Origin of the sequence: Jiella pacifica (assembly GCF_010500815.1) — a bacterium.
Classification (GTDB): Bacteria; Pseudomonadota; Alphaproteobacteria; order Rhizobiales; family Rhizobiaceae; genus Jiella; species Jiella pacifica.
This window is the reverse complement of the sequence record NZ_JAAAMG010000009.1, coordinates 124,137-150,069: the sequence shown is the minus strand read 5'-3', so window position 1 is coordinate 150,069 and position 25,933 is coordinate 124,137. Positions and strand designations below refer to the sequence as shown.

The following is a 25,933-nucleotide window of genomic DNA, read 5'->3' as shown; positions in this document are numbered from 1 at the left end:
GCGCCTCGAGTTCATGCCCCGCACCATCCGAAATTCTCATCGGCAGCTGCTGTCTTGAAGCCGTTTGCTCACCCGTGTGAATGCCATGGGGTCGCCCACCGGGCACGAGCCCGCACACCCGGCGGGCGGCGGCGAGGATCTCCAGATGGGTCCCGCAGCGGCAGAGATTGTAGCGGAGTGCCTCGCGGATCGTCTCCTCGTCGGGGGCGGGGTTGCGAAGGGTCAGCGCCTTCAGCGCCATGATCATGCCGTTCAGGCAGTAGCCGCATTGCGCGGCCTGCTCGGCGACGAAGGCCTCCTGCACCGGATCGAGCCGGTCCTCTTTCGCCAGGCCTTCGAGGGTGAGGATGTCGCGGCCGGCAACGGAGCCTGCGGGGATCGTGCAGGCTCTGGCCGCCATGCCGTCGATCAGAACGGTGCAGGCGCCGCACTGGCCGAGGCCGCAGCCATATTTCGGGCCGTTCAGCTGAAGATCGTTGCGCAGGACGGTGAGGAGCGGCGCCGTCGCCGGGACGGCGATGCGATGGGCGATGCCGTTGACGGAAAGGGTGATCTCGGCGTCCGGGGCGGGCATCATGGCGTCTCGTCAGACGGCGAGATACTGGTCGCGCACCGCCGTGTTCGCCTCGAGCTCGGCGATCGTCCCGGAAAAGCGGATGCGGCCCTTTTCCAGAATGTAGGCGCGGTCGGAGATCAGCCGGGCGAAGTGGAGGTTCTGCTCGGAGAGAAGGATGCCGAGGCCCTCGCGCTTCATGGCCAGGATCGCGTCGGCCATCTGCTCGATGATCTTCGGGGCAAGGCCCTCCGACGGTTCGTCCAGGAGGACGAGCGACGGATTGCCCATCAGCGTGCGCGAGATCGTCAGCATCTGCTGCTCGCCGCCGCTCATCTGGCCGCCGGGCCGCCGGCGCATCTCGGCGAGATTGGGAAAGAGGGCGTAGAGGCGCTCCGGCGTCCAGGTGGTGACGCCGTCGCGGGCCGGCTGGCGGCCGACCTCGAGGTTCTCCTCGACCGTGAGTTCGCCGAACACCCGCCGGTCCTCCGGCACGTAGCCGAGGCCGCGCCTTGCGATCTCGTAGGTCGGCTGGCGGGAGATCTCGGCGTCCTCGAAGCGGATCTCGCCCTCGCGCCGGTCGACGAGGCCCATCAGCGACTTGAAGGTGGTGGACTTGCCGGCGCCGTTGCGGCCGAGAAGGGCGACGACCTCGCCGCGGCCGACGGAAAAGCCGACGTCGAAGAGGATCTGGATCGGCCCGTAGAAGGCGTTCAGCCGGGCGACGTCAAGCTTTGCCGCTGCACTCGTCACGCGCTCGCCCTCCTTGCCGCCGCCGCCTGGTCGTAGACGAGGCCCTCGCCGAGATAGACGGCCCTGACCTGCGTGTCCTGGCGGACGTCTTCCGGCCTGCCTTCGGCGATCAGCCGGCCGCGATTGAGCACCATCATCCGGTCGGCATGGGCAAAGACGACATCCATGTCGTGCTCGGTAAAGAGGACGCCGATCTGCCTTTCCTTGGCGATCCGCGCGGTCAGGCCCATCAGCTCGACCCGCTCCAGCGGTGCCATGCCGGCGGCGGGCTCGTCCATCAGAAGAAGCTTCGGATCGTTGGCGAGCGCCATGGCGAGTTCCAGCCGCTTGACGTCGCCATAGGCCATGTCGGCGCAGGGGCGGTCGGCGAAGTCGGCCATGCCGATGAGGTGGAGCACGGCTTCGGCCTCGGTGCGGTGGGCGCTGCCGGCGCGGGCGAGAAAACCCCAGCCGCTTTCGCGCGAGGCAAAGACGGCCTGGACGTTCTCGCGGACGGTCATCGACTTGAACACCTGCGCCACCTGGAATGTCCGGCCGACGCCGAGCCGCCAGATCTGGCGGGGCGACAGGCCCGAGACGTCGCGGCCGTCGATCCGGACGCGGCCGGAGCCGGCAGGGATCTGGCCGCCGACCATGTTGAAGCAGGTGCTCTTGCCGGCGCCGTTCGGCCCGATCATCGCCAGCATCTCGCCGGGAACGAGGCTGAAGGAGACATCCTGAACGGCATGGACGCCGCCATAGGACTTCGACAGGTGCTCGACCTGGAGCAGCGGCGCGGCGCTCATCGGGAGCCCTCCGCCGATACGGCGATGGTTCGTTCGGTTCGCCCGCGGGTGCGCCAGCGTTCGAACGGCCCCGAGACGAAGGCCGAGAGCGAGCCGACGATGCCTTGCGGGAAGGCGACGACGAGGAAGACGATGAAGCCGCCGAGCACCAGCCGCGACAGGTCGGTGGCGCTCATCAGCCAGATCGAGGCCATGGTGTAGACGATGGCGCCGACGACCGAGCCGGAGACGGTAGCGACGCCGCCGAGCAGCACCATGACGAGCGCGTCGATCGAGGTCGGGATGGCGAGGACGTCGGGAAAGATGCTGCCCTTGAGAAATGCGAAGAGCGCGCCGGCGAGGCCTGCCGCCGTGCCGGAGATGGCGAAGGCGACATATTGCGTACGCTGGCGGGAGATGCCGATCGCCTCGGCGCGGACGGTCGAATCCCGCACGGCCCGGAGGCGGTAGCCGAAGGGCGAGAAGACGAGGTGGCGCAGGGCCAGCACCGCGACGACGCCAACAGTGAGCGTCAGCCAGTAGAAGTTGGCGGGGCTTGACGCCCAGTCGGCCGGCCAGACGCCGAGGATGCCGTTGTCACCACCGGTCACCTCGACCCACTGGAAGGCGATGGACCAGGTGATCTGGGCGAAGGCCAGCGTCAGCATGGCGAAATAGACGCCGGAGAGGCGGACGCAGAACCAGCCGAAGACCAGCGCGCCGACGAGGCCGGTCAGCGGGCCGACGAGGAGCGCCAGCTCCATCGGCAGATCGAACCACTCGACGGTCATCGCCGCGCCATAGGCGCCGAGGCCGAAATAGGCGGCGTGACCGAAGGAATCGAGGCCGCCGGTGGACATCTGGAACTGCAGGCTCATGGCGAAGACCACGGCGATGAGGATCTGCGAACCGACGCTGAGGCCGTAGGAGCCGAGGACGACGGGCAGGAGGGCGGCGACCAGGACGGCGACGGCGACGGCGATGCCGGTGGTGTTCGACCAGGGGCGCCAGGGCCGCGTGGCCTCGCCGATGGTCGTGACGCCCGTCTGGATCGGCTTGCCGAGGAAACCCCAAGGCCGGATGACCAGGACGACGGCCATGACCAGGAACATCAGGACGAGCGAGATACCGGGGAAGACGAGGATGCCGAAGGCGTTGAGCTCGGAGATCAGGACGGCGGCGAGGAAGGCGCCGGTGATCGAGCCGAGGCCGCCGATGACGACGACGACGAAGACCTCGGCGATGATCGTCAGGTCCATCTGATGGGTGACGGCCGTGCGCGGGATCTGCAGCGCGCCGCCGAAGGCGGCGAGGAAGATGCCGAGGGTGAAGACGCCGGTGAACAGCCATTTCTGGTTCACGCCGAGCGCTGCCACCATGTCGCGGTCCTGGGTCGCGGCGCGAACCAGGACGCCCCAGCGGGTGCGGTGCATCAGGAGCCAGAGCCCCCCGAGGACGAGGGGGCCGAGGACGATCAACAGGAGATCGTAGGTCGGCACCGGCAGGCCGAAGACCGGCACCGCGCCTTCAAAGCCGGGCGCGCGGGGGCCGACGAGATCCTGCGGACCCCAGATGATGTGGACGAGATCCTCGACCATCAGCGTGACGCCGAAGGTGGCGAGGAGCTGGAAGAGTTCCGGCGCCTGGTAGATACGGCGCAGGAGCAGCATCTCCAGAAGCGTGCCGAGTACCGCGACGAAGGCCGCGGCGAGAAGGATCGCGGCCCAGAAGCCGAAGGCGCCTTCGAGCCGCAGCGTCAGCGAATAGGCGACATAGGCGCCGAGCATGTAGAAGGCGCCGTGGGCGAAGTTGACGATCCGGGTGACCCCGAAGATCACCGACAGGCCGCAGGCGGCGAGGAACAGCGACGAGGCGTTGGCGAGCCCGGTCAGGAACTGCACGACATAAAGTGACATCGGTGGTTCGCAGTCCCTGAGCCGATTTCGTTGCCTCTGCCCGCGGTCAGTCCTGCGGCCGCAGCGTTTTCACCTCTTCGTCGGACGGCAGGTAGTCGGCGCCGTCCTTGTAGGTGAAGTCGACCATCACGCCCTTGCCGTCCTCGACCGCGGTCTTGCCGACGAAGGCGCCGAGGGTCGCCTGGTGGTCGATCTCGCGCATGGTGATCTCGCCGAAGGGGGTGTCGAGGGTCAGGCCCTCGGCGGCGGCGACCAGATCGTCCGCCTCCGTCGACTTCGCCTTCTTGAGGATCTCGGCGATCAGCTTGAACTCGACATAGCCGACGACCGAGCCGAGATAGGGATGCTCGCCGTACTTCGCCTCATAGGCCTTCATGAAGGCGTCGTGCTCGGGGGTCTCGATGGCGTACCAGGGATAGCCGGTGACGATCCAGCCTTCCGGCGCCTCGGCCTTCAGCGGTTCCAGATATTCCGGCTCCCCGGTGAGGAAGCTGACGACCTCGCGGCCCTCGAACAGGCCGCGGGTCGTGCCTTCGCGAACGAACTGCACGAGATCGGCACCGAACTCGACGTTGAGGATCGCTTCCGGATCGGCGGCAGCGAGCGCCTGGGCGACGGCGCCGCCATCGATCTTGCCGAGCGGCGGCCACTGCTCGGCGACGAACTCGACGTCGGGCCTCGCCTTGGTCAGGAGTTCCTTGAAGACCTTCACGGCCGACTGGCCGTATTCGTAGTTCGGCGCGACGGTCGCCCAGCGCTTGGCCGGCAGCTTCGCCGCCTGTTCGGCGAGCATCGCCGCCTGCATGTAGTTCGAGGGGCGGAGGCGGAAGGTGTATTTGTTGCCTTCTGACCAGGTGATCGCGTCGGTCAGCGGCTCGCCGGCGAGATAGAGCACCTTCTTGTGGCTGGCGAAGTCGGCGATGGCGAGGCCGACATTGGAAAAGAAGCCGCCGGTGAGGAGAACCACGCCGTCGCGGGAGACGAGCTCGTTGGCCGCGGTGACCGCCGCGGCGGGCTTGCCGCCGTCGTCCTTGGAGATGACGACGAGGTTGTCGCCATTGATGCCGCCGCCCGCGTTGATCTCCTCGACGGCCAGCTGCCAGCCCTTGCGATAGGGCTCGGTGAAGGCGGGCAGCGCCGAATAGCTGTTGATCTCGCCGATCTTGATGTCGTCGGCCCATCCGGCGGAGGCGGAGGCCATCAGGCCGGTGCCCACCAGCATCGAGATGCAGCCCAGTCGAGACAATGTCTTCAGCATTTCCAGCCTCTCGTTACGTTGCTCGTGCCAGCCGCAGCGTCCTCGCTGGCGGCGATCCTCGGTTCATGCCGTTAGTATACGAACGATCTTTCTGCCCGCCGTCAAGCCACTTCGCGTCTGCGCTCAGAATTTGTTCAGGCGCCGCCGCCCTGCGACGTCGAGCCCCGAGTGTGATTGGTCCGCACGTTCACCGCAACGCCTTCAGGCAGCGCAGAAAAAGCGCCCGGTCCGGCTCGCTCAAGGCGGAAAGGGTCGCCGTGCTCGCTTTGCGGGCATCGGGGAGATGGCGGTCGAAGGCTGCTCGCCCTTCCTGCGAAAGCGAAATCAGCAGCTGGCGCCCGTCGTCCGGATCGCGCCGGCGCAGCACCAGATGGCGGACCAGAAGCCGCTGCACGACGCCCTTGATCGTCGCGACGTCCATCGCGGTGTAGCGGCCGAGGAGATTTTGAGAGCATTCGCCGATCTCGGCGAGCTTGGCGAGGACGGCCCACTGGGTCGGCGTCATGTCGCCGCCGAAGCAATCCGAGAACAGGCCGGCATGGCGCTGCTGGGCCTGGCGGAGCAGGAAGCCCACCTGCTCGTCGAGGACGTAGTCGTCCTGTTCGTTCTGCTCGTCCTGAAGATGTCCTGCTGGGTCCAAACCGTCGTTCCTTCCAGTGGCAGGCGGCCAAGCGTCGAGGCGTCGCCTGCTGCCGAGGACCGGCCCGGACATGCCGACAACCCGTCCCGTCCGAGGCAGCCAGAGGCGGCAATCTCCTGGCGTCGCACCCGCCGCCCTCGATGCGAATGGAAGCCGTCCTCCGCCCGGTTGCCAAAGTATCGTTCGCGCATCATAGTCCGAAGATCGTTCGTATGCGAATGATAAGTCGAGACACTGGCGGGAAGAAGAGGGGCCGATCATGGCGCATGAGGTGCAGCAGGCGGGTAAGCCGGACGCGAAGCTGGTGATCCGCAATGTCGGCTTGATGCTGTCGGGCGACATCGCAAAGCCGATCCTCGACGCCGATACGATCGTTTCCGTGGGTGGACGCATCGCCGCGATCGGCAAGGCCACCGACCTCGATCTGGGCGGCGCCGACACGGTGATCGACGCCAACGGCACGGTGGTGGCGCCGGGCCTGATCGACAGCCACGTCCACCCCGTCGCCGGTGACTGGACGCCGCGCCAGAGCCAGCTGAACTGGATCGATTCCACCCTCCACGGCGGCGTGACGACGATGATCTCGGCCGGCGAAGTGCATACGCCCGGGCGGCCGCGCGACGTCGCCGGCGTCAAGGCCATGGCGATCTACGCCCAGCGGATCTTCTCGAATTTTCGCCCGAGCGGCGTGAAGGTCCTCGCCGGGGCGCCGGTGATCGAGCCCGGCATGGTCGAACAGGATTTTGCCGAGATGGCGGCGCAAGGAGTGAAGTTCCTCGGCGAGGTCGGCCTCGGCGGCGTGAAGGACGGGGCGACCGGGCGCGAGATGGTCGCCTGGGCGCGCAAGCACGGCTTCAACTCGACGATCCACACCGGCGGGCCGTCGATCCCCGGTTCCGGGCTGATCGATGCCGATGTGGTGCTGGAGGTCGACCCGGACGTGATCGGCCACGTCAACGGCGGCCACACGGCGCTGCCGGACGGCGAGATCCGCTGCATCTGCGAGGGCTGCAAGCGCGGGCTCGAGCTCGTTCACAACGGCAACGAACGCGCCGCCCTCTACACGCTGCGGATCGCGCAGGAGATGGGCCAGCTCGAGCGGGTGATCCTCGGCACCGACGGCCCGGCCGGCTCGGGCGTCCAGCCGCTCGGCATCGTCCGCATGGTGTCGATGCTGTCGTCGCTCGGCGAGGTTCCGGCCGAGATTGCCTTCTGCTTCGCCACCGGCAACACGGCGCGGATGCGCGCGCTCGATTGCGGGCTGATCGAGACCGGCAAGTCGGCTGACTTCGTCTTCATGGACAAGGCGCAGCATTCGGCGGGACGGGATTTCCTCCACTCGATCGCGCTGGGCGATCTGCCGGGCGTCGGCATGACGGTGATCGACGGAGTGGTGCGCTCGCATCGCAGCCGGAATACGCCGCCGGCGGAGAAGATTCCGAGCGTGGTGGTGGGATCGTAAGAAGTGCTCGGACGTCGCGACCTGCGCGTGCGCCTCTGCCCGGCAGGATTGACGGGCCGGTGCGCCGCCGTCGGTCGAGAGGAGCCATAAGCAGCAGGCGACTTTGCCGGCATTCGCCCCGATGGCAAATGCATATGACACATCCGCGCCTTCTGCGGACTGCTGGATTGCTGTATCAAGGCAGCAAGGCGAAGAAGTGAGATTGCCATGACCCCGTCGCAGCAGCACGAGACCGATTTCTATCGCTGGACGCAGGATCAGGCGGCTCTTCTGCGAGCGTTGCCGCGCAGCTCCAGTAGTCTCGACATCGACAACCTGGCGGATGAAATCGAGGATATGGGCCGCGCCGAGATCAAGGAAATCTCGAGCCTGTTGCGCCAGACTCTGACCCATATCGTCAAGATTGCAGTCGGTCGAGAGGCGCCGTCCGTCCCTCATTGGGTGGGCGAAGCCTCCGGGTTCCAAGCCGACGCCGTCTTGGCATATTCGCCGGGACTGAGACAGCGTCTGGACCTTCCCACGATCTGGAAGCTGGCCAGAAGGAATGCCGCGGATTCCCTCCGAGAGTACGGTGTCGCGGTTCCGCCTTTGTCCGAAGAGTGCCCTTTGACCTTGGATCAGCTCCTCGATCCAGACTTCAGCCCCCGAGAGGCGGCAAACATCGTGGCGCTTCGCGTGAAGTCGGATGACGCGGCATGACCGAGGTTAGCCGCGTCCAGCAAGCCCACTCTGCCTTGCCGCGTTTCTTCCCTCGACGATCATACTGACGACAGCTGGATCATCGCGTGCGGCAGCACGGAGCGCTGACGCACGCGCGTCACGCCGTCAGAGCCCCTCCCATCGTGCTGCAGCCCCCGCTATCGCACACAGCGCAGCCCATCCTTACCCTCGATCTCCGCCGTCATCAGCCCGCGGATGCGGGTCGCGACGGCGGAAACCGGGCGGGACGACAGCCCAGAAGCGCCACGGCCGATGGAATCGACGAGCGGCGGATGAAAAATCGAATTTCGATTGTCTGCCATATTGTTGAAAGGTTTCCATTCGGTTACAAGCGCAATCGTTACTGTTCCATTGCGCCTCTGGACAGCTAACTCTCGGATAGGTATCGGCGAAAATAAGGGCCGACTAGGAGTATTGATATGCCGATTACCTTCAATAACGTTGAATATCCAGCTGGATACGTCTCTTCAGCCACGCAGTCGGGCAATCAGTTTACTGTAATTCAACTATCGCCATACACAATTACGATGAATGGCACCATAAATAATCCAGGAGATACTATAGTTGCTAGTTTCGATGGTTTTCCTAGGACGCTAGTTGCTACGGAATTTGATGACTCGGGGAACATAGTATTCAGTGAAAATACGAATATCTTCGTATTCTCCAATACTCCCTCGTCCGACGGCCATGTATTTTCATTTTCAGAGACCAGTCTAGGTGAATATGAACCGCTATGCTTCGCGACGGGCACGAATATCTGCGTGATCTGCGGCGGGAATCAAACCGAAATTGCAGTCGAAGATTTGCGCGTTGGCGATCTGGCTCTGACTGCGTCAGGCAGCGAGCGGCCGGTCGTCTGGATCGCCAGTCGGACCATCGACTGTTCGGGCGAGAATTCTCGCATGGCGCCGGTTCGCGTCATGGCGAATGCCTTCGGCCCCGGCGTGCCCGCGCGTGACGTGTTTCTCTCGCCGGGCCATCCGGTGCTGGTGAAGCAGGACGGTGCCGAGGTTCTGGTGCCGATCATGAATCTGATCAACGGCACCACCATCGAGCGCACCGCGATGCCCTCGGTGACCTATTGGCATGTCGAGCTCGATCAGCACGACGTCATCCTGGCCGACGGCCTTGCTGCCGAGAGCTTCTTCGACATGGGCTCGCGGAGCTGGTTCGAAAGCGAATCGAACGACGTTCTGGCAAATCCGGATCTCGTCTGGTCCGGCAGTAACGGTCGTTGCCGTGAGGTCCATCTGGATGGACCAGTGGTCGAAGCCGAGCGCAAACGTCTTGCCGATCTCTTCTATGCAAGCCTCAATGAGCAGTGCGATTGGCCGACGCTCGAACAGCGCGCCGCTCTTTAGTTCGTTGCAAACGGCGGACGGCGGAAGATCCCGTCATCCGCCGAGACACAACGAGGATCCCGTCTTTCAAACCGTGTCGGCAAAGAAGCCGACGTGGTGGGGGCATGCTGATCTGAAGGCGCCCCGGAGGTAAGCCCGGGAATGGCCGACGCCGCATCCTGCGTCGGCCGCGCCAGCATCCTCGTCAGCGCAGCCCGTCCTCGCCCTTGATCTCGTCCACCGTCAGCCCGCCGACACGCGGCAGCGGCCGGCCCGAATCGGTCACGACGATCGCCACCATGATCTCGTCGGCGCGGGGCGCGTCGTTGATGCGGACCTCCATGCCGTCGAAATGGCTGCGGACATAGGCGGCGTCCTTGTGGCCGAGGGGCACGTCGAGGACCCCGCCGAGGCCGCAGCGCTTCTTCGAGGAGGGGACGAGCGCGGCGCCCTTGCCGAGCACCTTGCGCAAGGGGGCGCCGAGCCTCGGATGAAGGATCGCGGCGGCGTGTTCGAGTTCGCCGTTCTCGCCGACGGCGGCGGCCTTGCCGTAGCTTTCGGCAGCCGCGCCTTCGATGCCGAGGGCGGCGACGGCGCGTTCCCCGAGGAGGCCGCCGAGTTCCTCGCCGATCTCCATCAGCGGCTCCAGGTTCTCGACATAGGTGCCGGCGAAGGGGTTCCTGATGACGGCGACCGCCGCGGCGCGGCGGGTCGGCGGGTCGATGGGGCGGCCCATCTCGCTCGACACCTCTTCAACGATCGTCACCAGCTTGCGGATCTCGGCCTTCATCGCAGTCCGTCCTCTCCCTTGATGTCCTTCGCCTTCAGCCCGCCGGCGCGGTCGTGGATCCTCGCGCCCGTGGTCATCACGAGGACGAAGACGATCTCGTCGGCCCGCGGCGCGTCGGTGATGCCGACCTCGATGGCGTCGAAATGGCCGCGCACGTAAGAGGCGTTGATGTGGGTGACGGGTACGTCGAGCCGCGTGCCGGGGCCGCCGACCTTCTTGGTCGAGGGAACGATCGCCTTGGCATCGCCGAGGAGTTCGCGCATGGCGTAGCCGCCCGGCGCGTGCCACAGGGCGCCGTGCTCGATCTCGCCGGCCGACCCGACGATCGCGCCCTTGCCATAGCCCTCGACGACGGACGGATCGCCGCCTAGCGCGTCGATCAGCGCCTTGGCCATGGTCAGGCCGAAGGGCTTCAGATCCTCCATGAAGGGCTGGATGTCCTCGACATAGCGGCCGGCATAGGGGTTCTTCACCACGGCCAGCGCGGCGGCGCGGCGCAGCGGGGTTTCAGCCGGCGGGCCGCCCTCGTGAAAAATCTCCTCGACGGTGATCAGGCGCTTGCGGACCTGGATTTCGGGCATCGGCGTGTTCTCCCTCAGGCTGCGGCCAGCGCCATCGCGCCGGTCGTCTTGGTGGCGCCGGCCAGGTGCAGCGCGGCGGCGGTGATCAGACCCTCGCGGGCGAGGCGATCGGCGACGGCGAGGCCGCGCGTCAGTGCGAGATCGATCTCGGCTGGGTCCAGCCGCCCGACGCTCTCCGTGACCAGCCGATCGCCGAGATCGCTGTCGGGCTGGAGCTCACGCGCCGCAATGCGACGGATGGCAGGGTGGTCGGGCAGGTCGACGGCATTGGCGATGACGGTCGCGGCCGCGTCGGCGTCGGCGGCGGTTTCGGCAAGGACCGTGACGGCATCGGCGATGCCGAGGGAGAAGCTCCGCCCGTGCCGGCCGCTGGTGGCGATGCCGCGAACCGGATCTGCCGCCTGGATATGCGATCGGGCGAAGAGGGAGGGCTTGTCCGGCCGGTCGACGAGGCCGATGGCGAAGCTCGTCCCCGGCGACAGAGCGAGGGCGATGTCGCCGCCATTGTTGACATAGGCGCGTGTCAGCGGCGCGGCCGCCACCATGGCGGCGAGGACCGCCTCGGCGACGGCTCCGGCGACGGCGGCCATGGGCGTGAGGAAGCCGGATGCGGCCAAGGGTTTTACCGCGTCATACATGCGGCGGCCGACCGGATCCCGCGGGATCGGGCCGTCGGCGGTGAAAGGCGCGCGCAGCAAGGGCAGTTCGGCGCAGAGCCCATCGAGGAGGCCTGTCAGCCGGTCAACTGCCGCGAGATATGCCGCCTCGACTGCTTCGGCGCTGCCGTTCGCCTCGATGACGAGGTCGATCGGGCCGTCCTGCAGATGCAGCCGGCGGCCGTCCGGCAGGAGCGCGGCCCGGGGGGCGGGACGCTTCGGGGGCCGCACTCGCCTGGGCTGACTGTCTTCGAATTTTTCAAAGAGCGCTTTCACGACAGCGGCTCCCGATGGAAGTTCGACATGTCGAGATGCAGGAGTGGGCGCGCTATCCCCAACGCGTCGTCATTCTCGGGCCCCGTCCCGAGAATCCAGAGATCGTCGGGCGCGTCCCGCTTCAGCTGCAGAAGGCCAAAGCGGCCGATGTCGCGACGGGTGCCCCTGGGGTGAAGAAAGGCACTTTCGAGACAGCGACTAGTCCAGGCGGATCGGCATGCCGGCATGGACAATGAAGGCACCAGCCCCGACGCGTCGTGATTCTCGGGCCCCGTCCCGAGAATCCAGGAATCGTCGGGCGCGTCCCGCTTCAGCTGCAGAAGGCGCAAGCGGCAGACGTCGCGGCGGCTGCCCCTGGATTCTCGGGACGGGGCCCGAGAATGACGAAGCTGCGAGGTTTCGCCACCATCCGTCAACGTAGATATCGCTTGGCACCGGCTTGCCAATGAAGCCCCATCCGAGATGTGTGAGTCGTGTAAGGATGGAGCCCGAGAATGACGAAGCTTTGAATGTCGCAGCCCGGTTGGACACGCAGAGGCCTTTTGGCAGCGGATTGCCGACGACCCGTCACGGAGACGTCGGAAAGATGTCGCGCGCCGATCTGATGCCCGGTCCGAGAAGAAGTCCCGGTTCGGCAGGACTTTAGTCGTGAGACATCCGGCCATGGTCGTAACCACCCCCGTCAGTGGCTGAGTTCGCCGGCGATGCGGCGGGCGAAGGGCCAGGGGTTGTCGCGGCGGTTGGGGATGCTCTGGCCGCCGGTCAGCGAGGCGAGGGGGCGGACGTGATCCATGTGGCCGCCGAGCGCCGCGTAGTCGGAGAGCCGGAGGGTGAATTCCAGCGGCGCGACGAGGGCCGGCGTCGGGACGTAGCCGAAGGCGTTGTCGGGCAGCCGGGTCACGTCGACCATGAAGGTGATGCCGCCCCCCGGCCAGAGATAGACCGGCGCGCCGCCGCAGGTGACGTTGGTGAGCGCGTCCTTGATCGAGCGCGTCAGCCGGACCGGATTTTCCGTGACGCCCGCGCGCAGCGAGCCGCCGGCGCCGCCGATGAAGAGAACCGTGCAGAGTGCCGGTTCGCAATTCTCGGCGATCCGCTCGACCGGCTCGATCAGCGGCTCCGGCATCGCCATCTCGACCGGGCGAAGCGCCTCGTCGAGCTCATAATAGGCGGCGTGCTCGCCGGTGGTGGAGACCATCAAGAGACGCAGGCCGGGGAATGCGTGTTTGGGGTCGAAGTCGCCGAGGATCGACAGCGGATCGGAAATGTTGGTGCCGCCCCAGCCGGTGCCGGGCTCGGCCACCTGGAAATAACGGCCGGGGGTGGAGCGCCGCCCCTTGAGGCGGATGCCGGTCGGCGGAATGTCGAGCATCTTGCCGGCCTGGTGCTCGGAAAGGACGCCGGTGATGTGATCGTCGACCACCACCACCTCGTCGGCCTTGCCGAGCCACTGCTTGGCGAAGATGCCGATGGTGGCCGAGCCGCAGCCGACCCGCATGCGGGTCTCGGTCTGGCCGTTGACGATGGGCGGCTTGCCAGCCTCGACGATCAGCGTCGCGCCGCCGTCGACGGACATCTCGACGGCATGGCCGTTGGAGAGGTCGAGCAGCGCCTGGCAGGTGACGCGGCCTTCTTTCTTGGATCCGCCGGTGAGATGGTGGACGCCGCCGAGCGACAGCATCTGCGAGCCGTATTCGCCGGTTGTGACGTGGCCGATCTGTTCGCCCGCCACCCGGACGGGGCTGGTCTCCGGGCCGACGAAGCGGTCGGTGTCGATCTTCACCTTGACGCCGCAATAGGAGAAGATGCCCTCGGTGACGACGGTGACCATGTCGACGCCGTCGATCTCGGACGAAACGATGAAGGGTGCCGGCTTGTAGTCGGGATAGGTGGTGCCGGCGCCGATCGCCGTGACGAAGCGTTCTGGGGTCTGGACGATGGTGCCGTCCCAGTCCACCGGCTGGGTGAAGGGCACGAGCTCGGTGCCGCCGGAAATCGCCTGTTCGAGCAGGACGTGCGGATCGACGCGCACCAGCTCGCCAGCGCGATTGGCATAGCGGTCGCAGGCACCGGTCATGCCGGGCTTGATGTAGCACATGACCGGGCAGGCATCGCAGCGAATCTTGTCGTCGAGAGCCGGCTCGGCGCCTAGTTGCGAAGACATGTCCACCATCGCTTCGATCGCCATTCGTTCGTATACAAACAATCATGGCGAGGTCGCCGCTGTCAATCGTCCTGTCGGCCGTGCCGCAGAGGTGAGCGGTGCGGCGCAGGATCGAGGGCGTTTCCAGCCGGCGGGAAGAGCGACCGAGCGCGAAGCATAGCCGGCTTTGCGCAGGCGCTTTGACTTCGCCCGGCGGCGTTTCAGATACCGGCGACATGCCCCCGATCCTCGGGCGAGCTTTCCACCCGGAGCGACGACGCTGACGGACCTCTCTTGTCTTTCCAGATGCTTGCGCTGCGCCGCCCTGCGCGCCGCGAAACGGCCGTCGGCAGCCGCGCACACCGGTGCACCGCAATGAGCGGTTCGTTCTCTGCCGCCGCGCGGCTCGACTACCAGCCTTTCGAAACCACCTTCGCAGAGGCGCGGCAGGCGGGCCTGTTCCGCGAGGTGGGCGGGCTCTACGACGGCGCGGGCCGGCTCGGCGATCGCTGGCCGGTGCTTCTCGGCCATCTGGCCGAGGTCGGCGGGCGAAACCTCAATCTCGGCCGGCTGCTCGAGGGTCATGCCAATGCGGTTCAGCTCGTGCGTCTCTATGGCAGTGACGTTCAGAGGGCGCGGCTGGACGAAGCCCTGGAACGCGACCACATTCTCGGCGTCTGGGGCGCCGATGGATCTCCCCCGGCAGCCGTCGAGGACGGCGCGGGCGGCGCAATGCTCGCCGGCTCGAAACGTTACGCCTCCGGGCTCGGAACGGTCTCGCTGGCGCTGGTGCCGATCGCCGGCGAGGGCGGCGGCCAGCAGCTCTACCTCGTTCCCGCCGACGAGGCCTTTCGGCAGGACGTGTCGACCTGGCGGATGAGCGGCATGCAGGAATCGGCGTCCGGGACGTTTTCGCTCGAGGGGATCGTCGCCGACAGGGCGACGCGCCTCGGCAAGCCCGGCGACTACAGGATCGAGCCCTTCTTCGAGGGCGGCATCTGGCGCTGCACCGCGGTGCATCTCGGCGCCGTCGAGGCGATCGTCAGCCTGATGGCCCGGCAGCTCGACGGGAGCGGGCGGCTCGATCATCCGCTGCAGGCCGAGCGCCTCGGCCATGCGGTGATGCATGCGCGGAGCGCCCGGCTGTGGGTCGAAGACGCCGCGAGGCGGGTCGAGGCACCGCGAGCCGGCGAGGCGATCCCGCAGGCCGTGGCGGCGGCGTCCTACACGCGGCTGCAGGTGGAGAAGGATGCGCTCGCGGTGATGGAACTCGCCCGGCGGGCCGTCGGGCTTTCATCCTTTGCGACCGATCATCCGCTCGGCGAAGCGATCGCGGATCTGTCGGTCTATCTCAGGCAGGCCAATCCCGACGCGCTGCTGCTGAACAAGTGCCGGATGATGGCGGAGGCGTATCTCTGATGGCCGACACTTCGCCGAAGACGCGGCCCGAGGCTCGGGCTGAGACGTGGGGGGCGTTTCGCGCCCGCTGCGAGGCGGCACCGCTGACCGACGCGGCTCGGCTGGTCGGCGAGGGCGGGCTCGTCGTCCTCGCGCCGCATCCAGACGACGAGACTTTCGGCGCTTCTGCGCTCCTGCTGGAGGCAGCTCGGAGCGGCCGGGCCGTCGGCATCGTCGCCTTGACCGACGGAGACGCCTCGCATCCGAACTCGCAAGCTGTGTCGCGCGCGCAGCTCGCCGAAATCCGCCGTGGCGAACAGGAAGAAGCGGTGGCGACTTTCGGTGTCGCCGATGCGCGGTGGCTGCGACTGGGCCTTCCGGACAGCGCGGCAGGCCGATCCGCCGGCTTCGCCGCAGCGGCGGAAAAGATTGCGGCGTTCTGCGACGAGATGTCCGCAACTACGCTCTGCGCGCCGCATCCGGACGATCCGCACATCGACCACCAGGCCGCCGCAGTCCTCGCCGAAACCGTGCTGCGTCTAAGGCCGGCGTTGCGGCTGTTGTTCTACCCGATCTGGTCGATGCGCCTCGGCGACGGCGAGCCCTATCGCAGCAACGGGCTGCTGCCGTTCCGCATCGCCACCGATCCTGAGATGAAGGCGCGGGCGACCGCCTGCCATCGCTCGCAGCTCGGCGAGGTGATCGAGGACGATCCCTCCGGCTTCGCGCTTCCGGACTGGTTCCTGGAGGCGCAGGGCGAACCGACGGAGGTCTACGTCTGGGCGAAGAAGCCAGGGCTGCCGCCGGGTCCCGATCATTTCGCGGCGCTCTATGCCGATGACGGCGATCCCTGGCAGGCGCAGAACTCGCCCTATGAAGTGGAAAAGCGGGCCGACAATATCGATCAACTCGCACGGTCGCATTATCGAGAAGGCCTCGACATCGGCTGCGGCGAAGGCCATCTCGCCGCCGAACTGATCGCGGCCGGCAAGGTGGACGCGATGGCCGGTCTCGACCGCGACCCGTCCATCGTGGCCCGCGCCGAACGTCGCTACGGGGACGATGCGCGATTGCACTTTCGCGCCGGCGCGCTGCCGGAGGATCTGCCGGAAGGGCGGTTCGACTGCGTGATCGTGTCGGAGATCCTGTATTTTCTCGACGAGGCGGCGATCGCGGCACTCGCCCTGCGGCTGGCCGATCGTCTCGCTCCGGGCGCCGACATCCTGATCGTCAGCTATCTCGGGCCGACCGATACGCCGCTCTCCGGCCGCGAGGCGCACGACCTCTTCGTCGCCTGTCTCGGCGAAGCTTGCCGGACGATCAGTTGCCGGCGTCGCGAGCGCTACGTGGCCGAGCTGCTGCGGTTCGTGCCAGAAGGTGCCGCAAGGATGGAAGGTGACGGCACAACTCGCTGAACCGCATCGGTGTCCGTCGCAGGCAGGGCAGCTCGGCTTCGGCGTGGAACCACGCCATTTTGCGGGCCGGAAGCGCGGCGAGTTCGTCAGCCCGGTCGGGTGAGAGGCCGTGGCCGCTAAGGGCGGACGCGACATGGCGGCGGTCGGTCTCGGCCTCGACGAGGCGGCGCAATCGCAGCCGCCGGTGGAGGCGGGAGGGCGTCTCCAGCGCCTCGTCGACGATCGGGTCGGCCTCCACGCGGTTGCGCCTTAGTTCTGCCGAGAGGCCGCCTTCGGTCCGGCTGTCCAGCCGGCAGGAGGTGGCGACGCGCGGGGCCTCGTCATGGCGGATCCGCAGGCCGAAGCCTTCGAAGCGGCGGCGCAGCGCCCAATCCTCGCCAAACGGCACGGCCGGTATCGGGCCGGCGAGGCGATAGGCCGTCCTCGTCACCGCGAAATTCGCACCGCCGATGCCGCCATGGTGGGGCCAGGGATTGTCCGGATCAGGAAACCAGAGCGCCTGCAGTTCACGGCAGATCCCGCGATACTCGCCGATCGCCGCATCGCGCTGGGGATGAAGGGGATCGACCGCCGCGACCTCCGCCTCGTCGAAGGTGATCTGGCCGCAGACCATGTCGAAGCCGCATGCGAACGCGTCCTCGTAGGCCTGCCGCAGTCCCGGCAGGACGACGGTGTCCGCATCGGTCGAAAAGATGAAAGTCGCATTCGGCGCAGCGAGATCGGCCAGGTCGAAGGCGAGCGCGCGCGCCTTCGGGGCGGAGCTCGAAGCGTTACGCCATTCGACGCAAACCGCCGTCAGCGCGCATTGGAGCCCGGCGACAACGGACTGGACGACGGCGAGCGTCTCGTCGGACGTATCGTTGACCAGCAGGAGGACGTGCAGGACGGGGCCGAACTCTTTGTCCAGCGCGAGGATCGTGGCCGCGATCCTGGCCGCTTCGTCGCGCGCCGGGATGCAGGCAACCCATCGCGTCGACGGCGCGAGGCCAGGCCAACGTTCAAGGGACGTCAGATCCGCGCCATGCCGGGAGACGAGATCGCTGAAACCACAATTCATGGCCACCCACGCAACGGGAACGACAGCGTCCCGCGCCGGAAAGGGCGCAACCACTGCTTTCGTTGCGTGAGCGTTGAGCAATAAACGCTAGCCGACGTCCGGTTTCTTCCTGACCGTCCGCCGTCGCCGCGATCGGCTCAGCGTCGAATCGCCTGGAAACGTCGACAGACGAGCGAAGAGGCGTGTTCCGAGCGTCTCGCAGTCCTGCCGAATGCCATTCGGGCCCGGCCTATTGGCCGAGCCCGAATATTTTCAGAAAAAACTGCGGCGGGCCCACCAGCCGGTGCGGCGCGGCTTTCCGTCCTCGTCGGACTCCTCCTCGCGCGAGGAGGTGACCACCGGCTCCTTCATCGCCTCCGGTTCGGGTGCATCGTCGTTGGCGGCCGGCTGCTCCGACGCCTCGACCTCGGTCGAGGCCGGCTCGGTGGCCGGAACGTCGCCAGAAACCTCGCCAGAAACCTGGAGCGGCTCCATCGGAGCGTTCGCGGCAGGATCCATGGCCGAGGCTGCCTCTTGCGTGGATTGCGCAACCTCGGCGGCAGGCATCGCGGTGCTGACCGGGTCGAGATCGCCGGTCTCCTGCGAACCGATCTCGGTCGGCTGGGCGGTGGCATTGTCCGACGCGGCGGGTCCGGAGGGCTCGATCGTCGTGCTGGTCACCTGGATGGTGGTGTCGCGCAAGACGCTTTCGGTTTCCGCGACGACGGCTTCCGTCACCGCCGCCGAAACGCCGCCTTCGGGAGCCTCGGTGCCAGCCTCGTCGATCGGCGAGACGCCGAAGTTCGACACCTCCGCCTCGGCAGCTTCGACCGGCGCTGCGGCGACCGCTTCGACGGGCCGATCCTCGGACGCTCCCTCGCGGCCGTCGCCACCGGCCTCGACGCCGGTTTCGTCGCTTCCGTCGCGATGGCGGCGACCGCCCCGCCGGCCACGCCGACGACGGCGCGAGCCGCGATCGTCCTCGTCGGATTCGGCGCCCGCCTCGGTGCCTGCCTGCGTACCGCTCTCGTCGTCGTCGCGACCGTCGGCGTCGTCGTCTTCCTCGCCGTCCTGGTCGTCGTCATTCGAGGTGCCGTTCGACGCAGCATCCGTCTCGTTGTCGCGGCCATCCGGGCGCTCGCCGCGCCGCCGCCGCCGCCGCCGCCGGCGACGCTTGCCGTCGCCCTCGTCCTTCTGCTCCTCCGGAGCCTTCGCCTCGACCGCCTCGACGACGACCTCTTCCTCTTCGGCGATCTCGATCTCGTCCTCGGCCGAAACCGATTCCGGATTGACAACCTCCTGCCGGATGATCGGCTGCGCGGCCGGCGCGCCGTGCTCGATCGACACCGCCTGGTGGCCGGCGGTCTCGTCCGCCTCGATGGTGATCCTCAGGCCGTAATGCTGCTCCAGCTCCTCGATCCGCTTGCGCTTCTCGTTGAGCACGTAGAGCGCCGTCGCTGTCGGCACCTTGACCACGAGGTCGTGGGTGGCGTGCTTCTGCAGATGTTCCTCGATGCAGCGCAAGACGTGCAGCGCCAGCGAGGAGGCCGAGCGGACATGGCCGGCGCCGCCGCAGACCGGGCAGGCCTGCATGGTGGATTCGAGGACGCTCGCCCGAATGCGCTGGCGGCTCATCTCGAGCAGGCCGAAATGCGAGATCTTGCCGACCTGGATGCGCGCCCGGTCGTCCTTCAGGCAGTCCTTGATCTTCTTCTCGACGGCGCGGTTGTTGCGCTTTTCCTCCATGTCGATGAAGTCGATGACGATGAGGCCGGCGAGGTCGCGCAGCCGCAGCTGTCTCGCGACCTCCTCGGCCGCCTCCAGATTGGTCTGATAGGCGGTGTCCTCGATCGAATGCTCGCGGGTGGAGCGGCCGGAATTGACGTCGATGGCGACCAGCGCCTCGGTCTGGTTGATGATGATGTAGCCCCCGGACTTCAGCGTCACATGAGGCTGCAGCATCTTGTCGAGCTGGGACTCGATCCCTTGGCGCGCGAAGATCGGGGTCGGATCGCGATAGGGCTGGACCACCTTCGCCTGGCTCGGCATCAGCATCCGCATGAAGTCTTTCGCTTCGCGGTACCCGCCTTCGCCGGCGACGAGAATCTGGTCGATGTCCTTGTTGTAGAGATCGCGGATCGAGCGCTTGATCAGGCTGCCTTCCTCATAGACGAGGGCAGGGGCGATCGAGGAGAGGGTGACGGTGCGCACCGTTTCCCACAGGCGCATCAGATATTCGTAGTCGCGCTTGACCTCGGCCTTGGTGCGGTTGGCGCCGGCGGTCCTGAGGATGATGCCCATGCCGCGCGGAACCTCGAGCTCGCGCACCACGTCCTTCAGCCGCTTGCGGTCGGCCGCATTGGTGATCTTGCGGGAGATGCCGCCGCCGCGCGCGGTGTTCGGCATCAGCACCGAATAGCGGCCGGCGAGCGAGAGATAGGTGGTGAGTGCCGCGCCCTTGTTGCCGCGCTCTTCCTTGACGACCTGGACGAGCAGGATCTGCCGGCGCTTGATGACTTCCTGAATCTTGTACTGCTTGCGCGAGCGGGCCTGGCGGACCGGCACTTCCTCCATGGCGTCCTCGGAGCCGAGATCGTCGATCTCCTCGGCCTCGTCGGTATCCTCCTCGCCATTGTCGGAATCGGCATTGCGGCCGCGGCCACGGGGCCTGCGGCTGCGCCGGCCCCTGCGATTGCGGCCGCCGTCCTCGTCGCTCTCGTCGGAATCGCCGTCGGCCTGACCGTTGTCCTCACCGTCGCCGGAATTGGTCGTGTCGCTCTTTGACGTTTCGCCGTCGTCGCCTTCGCCGCGACGAGCCTCGACCGCTTCTTCAGTCTGGTCGTCGTCGGCAAAAGACGTCGCGCCCTCATCACGGCCTTGGGCAGCGGTCCGTTCGTCGCCGTTTTCGCCGGCCTCGGCTCCGTCGACCGCCTCGGCGATCGTATCGCCGCCCTCGCGGTTCGCCGCCTTGCTGCGGGACCGACCGCCGCTCCGGCTTCTCGCCTTAGGCTTGACCTCCTCGGCGTCGTCGTCCTCGTCGCCGCGCGCCAGTTCCTCGGCGATCAGGGCTTCGCGGTCGGCCTTGGGGATCTGGTAGTAGTCGGGATGGATTTCGGAGAAGGCGAGGAAGCCGTGGCGGTTGCCGCCATATTCGACGAAGGCCGCCTGGAGCGAGGGTTCGACCCGCGTGACCTTGGCGAGATAGATGTTTCCCTTGAGCTGCTTCTTGTGTTCCGATTCGAAATCGAACTCTTCGATGCGGCTACCGCGGACGACGACGACGCGCGTCTCTTCCTGGTGGGACGCGTCGATCAACATTTTGTTTGCCATCAGATGACTCCCCGGCGCTCGCGCAAGGGACACGCATCCGGCATCTTGTCGCCTGGCGGTCTTTGGAAGGGCGCGAGCCCGAATGGGTCGTGCGTTGGCACCGCGACGCGTCGATCGCACGCTGATGACCGGCCGCGACGAAGCGGGCGCAGGGCAATGGCATACAGAGCGAATCGGACAGCGGCGGCAACAACACGACCTTATAACAACAGGTGACCGCCTTCTGGCGGCCGATGGAACGCCTCAATTGCGCTGCCGCCGAGCGGACCTGCGCATCTTGAAGGACGAAGCGTGTCGATCGCAGTTCAAGCTGCGGCATCGACGGAAATCCTCGACACGAGGGGATGGTGGGATGCGGCATCGCCTGTCGGGCATGATCGGCAGCCACCACGGACGTCGCCCGCAATGGCGTCCGAACCTCTTGCCGGCGAGGAGCGATTCCCTGCCACCTAGAACCTCGTTCCTGCTTTTATGACGGGTTATTGATCATGACAAGGGTACTGCCTGTTCGGAAGGCGTCGAGAGGCAAGTTTGGCGGCCGCCGGGCGAGCCCCGGGCAAGCCTCGTCGCCTAGACGTCTCGGACGTCGTCGTGAACTTGCCTGCAGAGACGGGTGAGCGATGGGGCCGGCGAGGGATGGACGCGCAATGCACGTCTCCGTGCCGTTTCCACTTTCGGTCGGCCATCGAAACGGATGCCCGTCGGCAGAGGCTGTCTTCGCCACTGACTTCAAATCTGCGGCCTGGCGTCGTCCCCCCGTCTCGGACCGCTCGCCGATGTGATACTGCCTCGGCATCGTCCGGGAGGGCACTGCGCCCGTGCGGCTCCGCGCCGCCAAGGCGGGCAACACGAATCAAGGGGGATGTTGGAATGACCACCGGCCGCCTCTCGGCTCTCGTCTTCGCACTCGTCCTTTCATTCCCGTTCGTGCTGGGCGCCATTTCGGCAAGGGCTGCGGACGAACAGGTGATCACCAAGATCGAGCCGGCGGCCAGCGAGGGCGGCCTTGCGGTGCGCTTCACCCTGACCGGCAAGACCAAGGTGCGCAGCTTCGCCCTGGAGAATCCGGATCGTATCGCCGTCGATTTCGAGGGCGCCGTTCCGGCGGTGCCGTTCGACACGTTGCCCGACAACCCGTTGGTCGCGGCTGTTCGGCACGGCCTCGTCACCGCCGACCGCTACCGGGTGATATTCCGCCTGAAGGCGCCGGCGGTCGGCACGCTGTCGGAGCGGAGCGAGGGCGGCAGCGACATCGTCGAACTGACCATCAGGGACGGCGACGGCAGCAGTGCACCGGCTCCGTCCGGCGAAGTCGCCGCCACAACGAAGCCTGGGCCCGATGCCAAGAAGGCCGACCGCAACCAGGCCGCGGAGAGGCGCCTGACGATCGTCATCGATCCCGGCCACGGCGGCGAGGACAAGGGGGCGGTGTCGCCCTCCGGAACGATGGAAAAGACCATCAATCTGGAGAGCGCGCGGATGCTCCGCGATATCCTCAACGGCTATCCCGGCGTCGCTGCCGAGCTCACCCGCAACGACGACAGCTTCATTCCGCTCGACGACCGGGCGGAGATCGCCCGCCGGCACGGCGCCGACCTGTTCCTGTCGATCCACGCCGATTCCATCCACTACCAGTCGCTGCGGGGCGCTACCGTCTACACCCTTTCGGAGGACGCGTCCGACGATCTTTCCCGGCAGATCGCGGCGAACGAGAATGCCGCGGACCGCTTCGCGCCGGAGGGATTCCAGAAGAGCTCGCCCGAGGTCTTCGACATCCTCCTCGATCTCACCCGGCGGGAGACGGTGAGCTTCTCGGAGCATTTCGCCGCGGCTCTCGTGACCGATCTTTCGAAGCGCAAGATCGACCTCATCAACCGGCCGAAGCGCTCGGCGGGATTCAGGGTCCTGAAGTCCCCGGACGTGCCGTCGGTGCTGATCGAGATGGGCTTTCTGTCCAATTCGGAGGACGAGAAGCTTCTGAAGAACGACGAATGGCGGCGGAAGATCTGCATGGCCATCGCCGAATCGGTCATCCAGTTCTTTCGCGGCGGCAAGGCGGAGGCGCTGAAGGCGGCCGAAGCGAAAGAGTGAATTTTCCAATCCCGCGAGGGCTTTACGCCAGCTTTTTCAGTGGATTTAGCGAGAATGCGGCCACCGACGGTGCGTTCAGCGTTGCGTGGAGCTTGACAGCCGACCGGCCGTCTGTGGCAATTCGGCAAGTTTCGGACGCGGAATCCCGAATAATCGCCTTCATCCATGGCGATGCCGCAATTCGCGGTCATGGCTGACGAGGTCTCACGGCGTCGATCGGGGGCGGGGACGGCGAGGGCCGTTCCGACGGGGGCAGGACGACCGGACGCGGCCGTTCGCAGACACCCGGACGGGAGACATTTGGGGACCGTCCGGACGGAGTTTCGATGATCAGGCTGATCGGCTATTTCTTCGGCATTGGCGCCGTTCTCTTCATTCTCGTCGCCGGCGCCGTCGCCTGGTATGTCGAACGGATGTCGGAGGGGCTGCCGGACTATCAGGTGCTGGCCAAATACGAGCCGCCCGTCACCACGCGTTTTCACGCGTCCGACGGCCAGCTGATGGCCGAATACGCCACCCAGCGGCGGCTGTTCCTGCCGATCCAGGCGATTCCCGATCTGGTCAAGAACGCCTTCCTCTCGGCCGAGGACAAGAACTTCTACACCCATCCGGGCATCGACATCGAAGGCGTCGGTCGGGCCGTGATGGTGCTGGCCAAGGGCGGCCGGATGCAGGGTGCCTCGACGATCACCCAGCAGGTCGCCAAGAACTTCCTTCTGACCAACGAGCGCACCTTGGACCGCAAGTTCAAGGAAGCAATCCTGTCGCTTCGTATCGAGCAGGCCTATTCGAAGGACAAGATTCTCGAACTCTATCTCAACGAGATCTATCTCGGCATGGGGTCCTACGGCATCGCCGCCGCGGCGCTCGCCTATTTCGACAAGTCGGTGACGGAGCTTTCCGTCGCCGAGGCCGCCTATCTCGCCGCGTTGCCGAAGGCGCCGGAAAACTACAACCCGTTCCGCGACTACGACCGGGCGCTCGACCGCCGCAACTGGGTGATCGCGCAGATGGCGGCCAACGGTGTCATCACCGCGGACCAGGCGGAGACGGCGAAGGAGACGCCGATCGATGTCAATCCGCGCCCCTCCGGCACCTATCTCGCCTCGTCGGAATATTTCACCGAGGACGTGCGGCGCGAGATCGTCCAGCGTTACGGCTCGAAATCCCTCTACGAAGGCGGCCTGTCGGTGCGCACGACGCTCGATCCGACTCTGCAACAGGAGGCTCGGGCGGCGTTGCAGAACGGCCTGATCGAATACGACCAGCAGCGCGGCTATCGCGGCCCGGTCGACACCCTCGACATCGGCAGCGACTGGGGTGCCGAACTCGGCAAGGTCGGCGCCTTGTCCGACGTGCCGGAATGGCAGCTCGCCGTGGTTCTCGAGTCCGGCTCCGATCAGGTCAGCGTTGGACTGCAACCGCCCCGGACGGTGTCCGGCTCGCTGTCCAGCGAACGCGAGATCGGCACGATCGCGTTGTCGGACATGAAGTGGGCACTGCGGCTGAACACCAAGGACAGGAAGGGCTCGGTGCGCGCGGCCGACGACGTCCTGTCGCGCGGCGACGTCGTCTATGTCGAGAAAAAGGCCGAGGGCGAGGGCTACCGGCTGCGCCAGCCGCCGAAGGTCCAGGGCGCGATGGTCGTCATGGAGCCGGAGACCGGCCGGGTGCGCGCCATGGTCGGCGGATTCTCCTATGCCCAGTCGGAGTTCAACCGGGCGAGCCAGGCCTATCGCCAGCCCGGCTCCTCGTTCAAACCCTTCGTCTATTCCGCAGCGCTCGACAACGGCTACACGCCGGCCTCGGTGATCATGGACGGGCCGATCTCGCTGCCCGACGGCAATGGCGGCTATTGGGAGCCTTCCAACTACGGCGGCGGCTTTGCCGGACCCTCGACCCTGCGCCTCGGCATCGAGAAGAGCCGCAACCTGATGACCGTGCGCCTCGCCAAGGACATGGGCATGGATCTCGTCGCGCAATATGCCGAGCGCTTCGGCATCTACGACCACCTGAAGCCGTATCTGCCGATGGCGCTCGGAGCGGGCGAGACGACGGTGCTGCGGATGGTCACGGCCTATTCGGTGATCGCCAATGGCGGCCGCTCGATCGAGCCGTCGCTGATCGACCGGGTGCAGGACCGCTACGGCCGCACCATCTACAAGCACGACCAGCGGTTCTGCGCCGACTGCAACAGCCGGGAATACGACGGCCAGTCCGAGCCGCAGCTCGTCGACGAGCGCGACCAGGTGCTCGACCCGATGACCGCCTACCAGATCACTTCGATGATGGAGGGCGTCGTCCAGCGCGGCACGGCGACCCGCGTCCGTGAACTCGGCGTGCCGATCGCCGGCAAGACCGGCACCACCAACGACGAGAAGGACGTCTGGTTCGTCGGCTTCACGCCGGACCTCGTCACCGGCGTCTATCTCGGCTACGACAACCCGACGCCGATGGGCCGCGGCGCCACCGGCGGCGGCATGGCCGCGCCGGTCTTCATCGACTTCATGAAGGAGGCGCTGAAGGGCAAGAAGCCGGTGGACTTCAAGGTGCCCGAGGGGATGGAACTCATCGCCGTCAACCGCAAGACCGGCATGCGCGCTTCGGGCTCCGGCTCCGACGTGATCATGGAAGCCTTCAAGCCCGGCACAGGCCCGGCCGACAGCTATGAGGTCATCGGCGAGGACGAGGTCGCGGGCACCGGATTCGGCGGGACGGGGCAGGTGTCCCAGCAGGCCGAACAGGCGATCACGCAAGGGGCTGGCGGGCTGTTCTGATCAGCCGCTCCGTGTCGGCGCCGCGTGTTGACGG

At 66.6% G+C, this 25,933-nt stretch carries 18 protein-coding genes and 1 pseudogene; 7 read left to right on the top strand and 12 right to left on the bottom strand.

The genetic code is table 11. The features are described from left to right. Positions 1–109: 109 nt before the first annotated feature. The 6 genes and pseudogenes from GTK09_RS12975 to GTK09_RS12950 all read right to left on the bottom strand — a co-directional run. Positions 110–574 (bottom strand): annotated as a pseudogene (locus GTK09_RS12975) ((2Fe-2S)-binding protein); the annotation flags it as partial. Positions 575–586: 12 nt separating this feature from the next. Continuing rightward, complete coding sequence (locus tag GTK09_RS12970) at positions 587–1,306, bottom strand: ABC transporter ATP-binding protein (protein WP_163463591.1); 720 nt, start codon at positions 1,304–1,306, stop codon at positions 587–589. Beyond that, positions 1,303–2,091, bottom strand: coding sequence for an ABC transporter ATP-binding protein (locus GTK09_RS12965; protein WP_163463590.1), 789 nt, complete (start codon positions 2,089–2,091; stop codon positions 1,303–1,305). Before GTK09_RS12965 ends, GTK09_RS12970 begins: the two co-directional genes overlap by 4 nt. After that, positions 2,088–3,986: an ABC transporter permease gene (locus GTK09_RS12960; RefSeq protein WP_163463589.1), complete on the bottom strand. Its 1,899-nt coding sequence runs from the start codon at positions 3,984–3,986 to the stop codon at positions 2,088–2,090. The genes GTK09_RS12965 and GTK09_RS12960 overlap by 4 nt, the downstream gene beginning before the upstream one ends. Before the next feature lie 46 nt (positions 3,987–4,032). Next, positions 4,033–5,208 carry an ABC transporter substrate-binding protein gene (locus GTK09_RS12955; protein WP_246217891.1) on the bottom strand — a complete coding sequence of 392 codons (1,176 nt, stop codon included), beginning with the start codon at positions 5,206–5,208 and terminating at the stop codon, positions 4,033–4,035. Positions 5,209–5,431: 223 nt separating this feature from the next. Continuing rightward, positions 5,432–5,884 carry a MarR family winged helix-turn-helix transcriptional regulator gene (locus GTK09_RS12950; protein ID WP_246217882.1) on the bottom strand — a complete coding sequence of 151 codons (453 nt, stop codon included), beginning with the start codon at positions 5,882–5,884 and terminating at the stop codon, positions 5,432–5,434. A gap of 259 nt (positions 5,885–6,143) precedes the next feature. Between GTK09_RS12950 and GTK09_RS12945 the strand changes: the two genes are divergently transcribed. The 3 genes from GTK09_RS12945 to GTK09_RS12935 all read left to right on the top strand — a co-directional run bounded on the left by GTK09_RS12945 (position 6,144) and on the right by GTK09_RS12935 (position 9,427). Then, positions 6,144–7,346: an amidohydrolase family protein gene (locus tag GTK09_RS12945; RefSeq protein WP_163463586.1), complete on the top strand. Its 1,203-nt coding sequence runs from the start codon at positions 6,144–6,146 to the stop codon at positions 7,344–7,346. 207 nt (positions 7,347–7,553) lie between these two features. Continuing rightward, positions 7,554–8,045 carry a DUF29 domain-containing protein gene (locus GTK09_RS12940; RefSeq protein ID WP_163463585.1) on the top strand — a complete coding sequence of 164 codons (492 nt, stop codon included), beginning with the start codon at positions 7,554–7,556 and terminating at the stop codon, positions 8,043–8,045. A 440-nt stretch (positions 8,046–8,485) separates the two neighbouring features. Then, positions 8,486–9,427, top strand: coding sequence for a Hint domain-containing protein (locus GTK09_RS12935; protein WP_163463584.1), 942 nt, complete (start codon positions 8,486–8,488; stop codon positions 9,425–9,427). Positions 9,428–9,611: 184 nt separating this feature from the next. On the opposite strand, the gene GTK09_RS12930 is transcribed toward GTK09_RS12935, so the two are convergent. The 4 genes from GTK09_RS12930 to GTK09_RS12915 form a co-directional block, all read right to left on the bottom strand. After that, on the bottom strand, positions 9,612–10,196 hold the full coding sequence (locus GTK09_RS12930) for an amino acid synthesis family protein (protein WP_163463583.1): 585 nt from the start codon (positions 10,194–10,196) through the stop codon (positions 9,612–9,614). Continuing rightward, positions 10,193–10,777, bottom strand: a complete 585-nt coding sequence (locus tag GTK09_RS12925) for an amino acid synthesis family protein (RefSeq protein ID WP_163463582.1) — start codon at positions 10,775–10,777, stop codon at positions 10,193–10,195. The genes GTK09_RS12930 and GTK09_RS12925 overlap by 4 nt, the downstream gene beginning before the upstream one ends. A 14-nt stretch (positions 10,778–10,791) precedes the next feature. Next, complete coding sequence (locus GTK09_RS12920; RefSeq protein ID WP_163463648.1) at positions 10,792–11,664, bottom strand: UPF0280 family protein; 873 nt, start codon at positions 11,662–11,664, stop codon at positions 10,792–10,794. 727 nt (positions 11,665–12,391) lie between these two features. After that, entirely contained in the window at positions 12,392–13,873 is a 1,482-nt protein-coding gene (locus GTK09_RS12915) for a 6-hydroxynicotinate reductase (protein WP_163463581.1), read from the bottom strand. Positions 13,874–14,227: 354 nt separating this feature from the next. On the opposite strand from GTK09_RS12915, the gene GTK09_RS12910 reads away from it, so the two are divergent. Beyond that, a complete protein-coding gene (locus GTK09_RS12910) occupies positions 14,228–15,271 on the top strand; it encodes an acyl-CoA dehydrogenase family protein (RefSeq protein WP_163463580.1) in 1,044 nt (347 codons plus the stop codon). After that, complete coding sequence (locus GTK09_RS12905) at positions 15,271–16,665, top strand: bifunctional PIG-L family deacetylase/class I SAM-dependent methyltransferase (RefSeq protein WP_163463579.1); 1,395 nt, start codon at positions 15,271–15,273, stop codon at positions 16,663–16,665. Before GTK09_RS12910 ends, GTK09_RS12905 begins: the two co-directional genes overlap by 1 nt. Here the strand turns inward: GTK09_RS12905 and GTK09_RS12900 are convergent. Together GTK09_RS12900 and GTK09_RS12895 are read right to left on the bottom strand one after the other, a co-directional pair. Continuing rightward, positions 16,571–17,722: a glycosyltransferase family protein gene (locus GTK09_RS12900; protein WP_163463578.1), complete on the bottom strand. Its 1,152-nt coding sequence runs from the start codon at positions 17,720–17,722 to the stop codon at positions 16,571–16,573. The two genes, GTK09_RS12905 and GTK09_RS12900, sit on opposite strands and share 95 nt — an antisense overlap. 252 nt (positions 17,723–17,974) lie before the next feature. Then, positions 17,975–21,031: an Rne/Rng family ribonuclease gene (locus GTK09_RS12895; RefSeq protein ID WP_163463577.1), complete on the bottom strand. Its 3,057-nt coding sequence runs from the start codon at positions 21,029–21,031 to the stop codon at positions 17,975–17,977. 870 nt (positions 21,032–21,901) lie between these two features. On the opposite strand from GTK09_RS12895, the gene GTK09_RS12890 reads away from it, so the two are divergent. Beyond that, the gene (locus GTK09_RS12890; RefSeq protein ID WP_163463576.1) at positions 21,902–23,122 is read left to right on the top strand and encodes an N-acetylmuramoyl-L-alanine amidase; all 1,221 of its coding nucleotides are present in this window, start codon (positions 21,902–21,904) and stop codon (positions 23,120–23,122) included. Positions 23,123–23,448: 326 nt separating this feature from the next. Beyond that, positions 23,449–25,899 carry a penicillin-binding protein 1A gene (locus tag GTK09_RS12885; protein ID WP_163463575.1) on the top strand — a complete coding sequence of 817 codons (2,451 nt, stop codon included), beginning with the start codon at positions 23,449–23,451 and terminating at the stop codon, positions 25,897–25,899. Positions 25,900–25,933: the final 34 nt, after the last annotated feature.

Excerpts from the sequence above, each read along its gene's own strand:
- GTK09_RS12965 (WP_163463590.1), bottom strand. The coding sequence starts at position 2,091 with ATGAGCGCCGCGCCGCTGCTCCAGGTCGAGCACCTGTCGAAGTCCTAT.
- GTK09_RS12960 (WP_163463589.1), bottom strand. The coding sequence starts at position 3,986 with ATGTCACTTTATGTCGTGCAGTTCCTGACCGGGCTCGCCAACGCCTCG.
- GTK09_RS12955 (WP_246217891.1), bottom strand. The coding sequence starts at position 5,208 with ATGCTGGTGGGCACCGGCCTGATGGCCTCCGCCTCCGCCGGATGGGCC.
- GTK09_RS12945 (WP_163463586.1), top strand. The coding sequence starts at position 6,144 with ATGGCGCATGAGGTGCAGCAGGCGGGTAAGCCGGACGCGAAGCTGGTG.
- GTK09_RS12940 (WP_163463585.1), top strand. The coding sequence starts at position 7,554 with ATGACCCCGTCGCAGCAGCACGAGACCGATTTCTATCGCTGGACGCAG.
- GTK09_RS12935 (WP_163463584.1), top strand. The coding sequence starts at position 8,486 with ATGCCGATTACCTTCAATAACGTTGAATATCCAGCTGGATACGTCTCT.
- GTK09_RS12930 (WP_163463583.1), bottom strand. The coding sequence starts at position 10,196 with ATGAAGGCCGAGATCCGCAAGCTGGTGACGATCGTTGAAGAGGTGTCG.
- GTK09_RS12925 (WP_163463582.1), bottom strand. The coding sequence starts at position 10,777 with ATGCCCGAAATCCAGGTCCGCAAGCGCCTGATCACCGTCGAGGAGATT.
- GTK09_RS12915 (WP_163463581.1), bottom strand. The coding sequence starts at position 13,873 with ATGTCTTCGCAACTAGGCGCCGAGCCGGCTCTCGACGACAAGATTCGC.
- GTK09_RS12910 (WP_163463580.1), top strand. The coding sequence starts at position 14,228 with ATGAGCGGTTCGTTCTCTGCCGCCGCGCGGCTCGACTACCAGCCTTTC.
- GTK09_RS12905 (WP_163463579.1), top strand. The coding sequence starts at position 15,271 with ATGGCCGACACTTCGCCGAAGACGCGGCCCGAGGCTCGGGCTGAGACG.
- GTK09_RS12900 (WP_163463578.1), bottom strand. The coding sequence starts at position 17,722 with ATGAATTGTGGTTTCAGCGATCTCGTCTCCCGGCATGGCGCGGATCTG.
- GTK09_RS12895 (WP_163463577.1), bottom strand. The coding sequence starts at position 21,031 with ATGGCAAACAAAATGTTGATCGACGCGTCCCACCAGGAAGAGACGCGC.
- GTK09_RS12890 (WP_163463576.1), top strand. The coding sequence starts at position 21,902 with ATGACCACCGGCCGCCTCTCGGCTCTCGTCTTCGCACTCGTCCTTTCA.
- GTK09_RS12885 (WP_163463575.1), top strand. The coding sequence starts at position 23,449 with ATGATCAGGCTGATCGGCTATTTCTTCGGCATTGGCGCCGTTCTCTTC.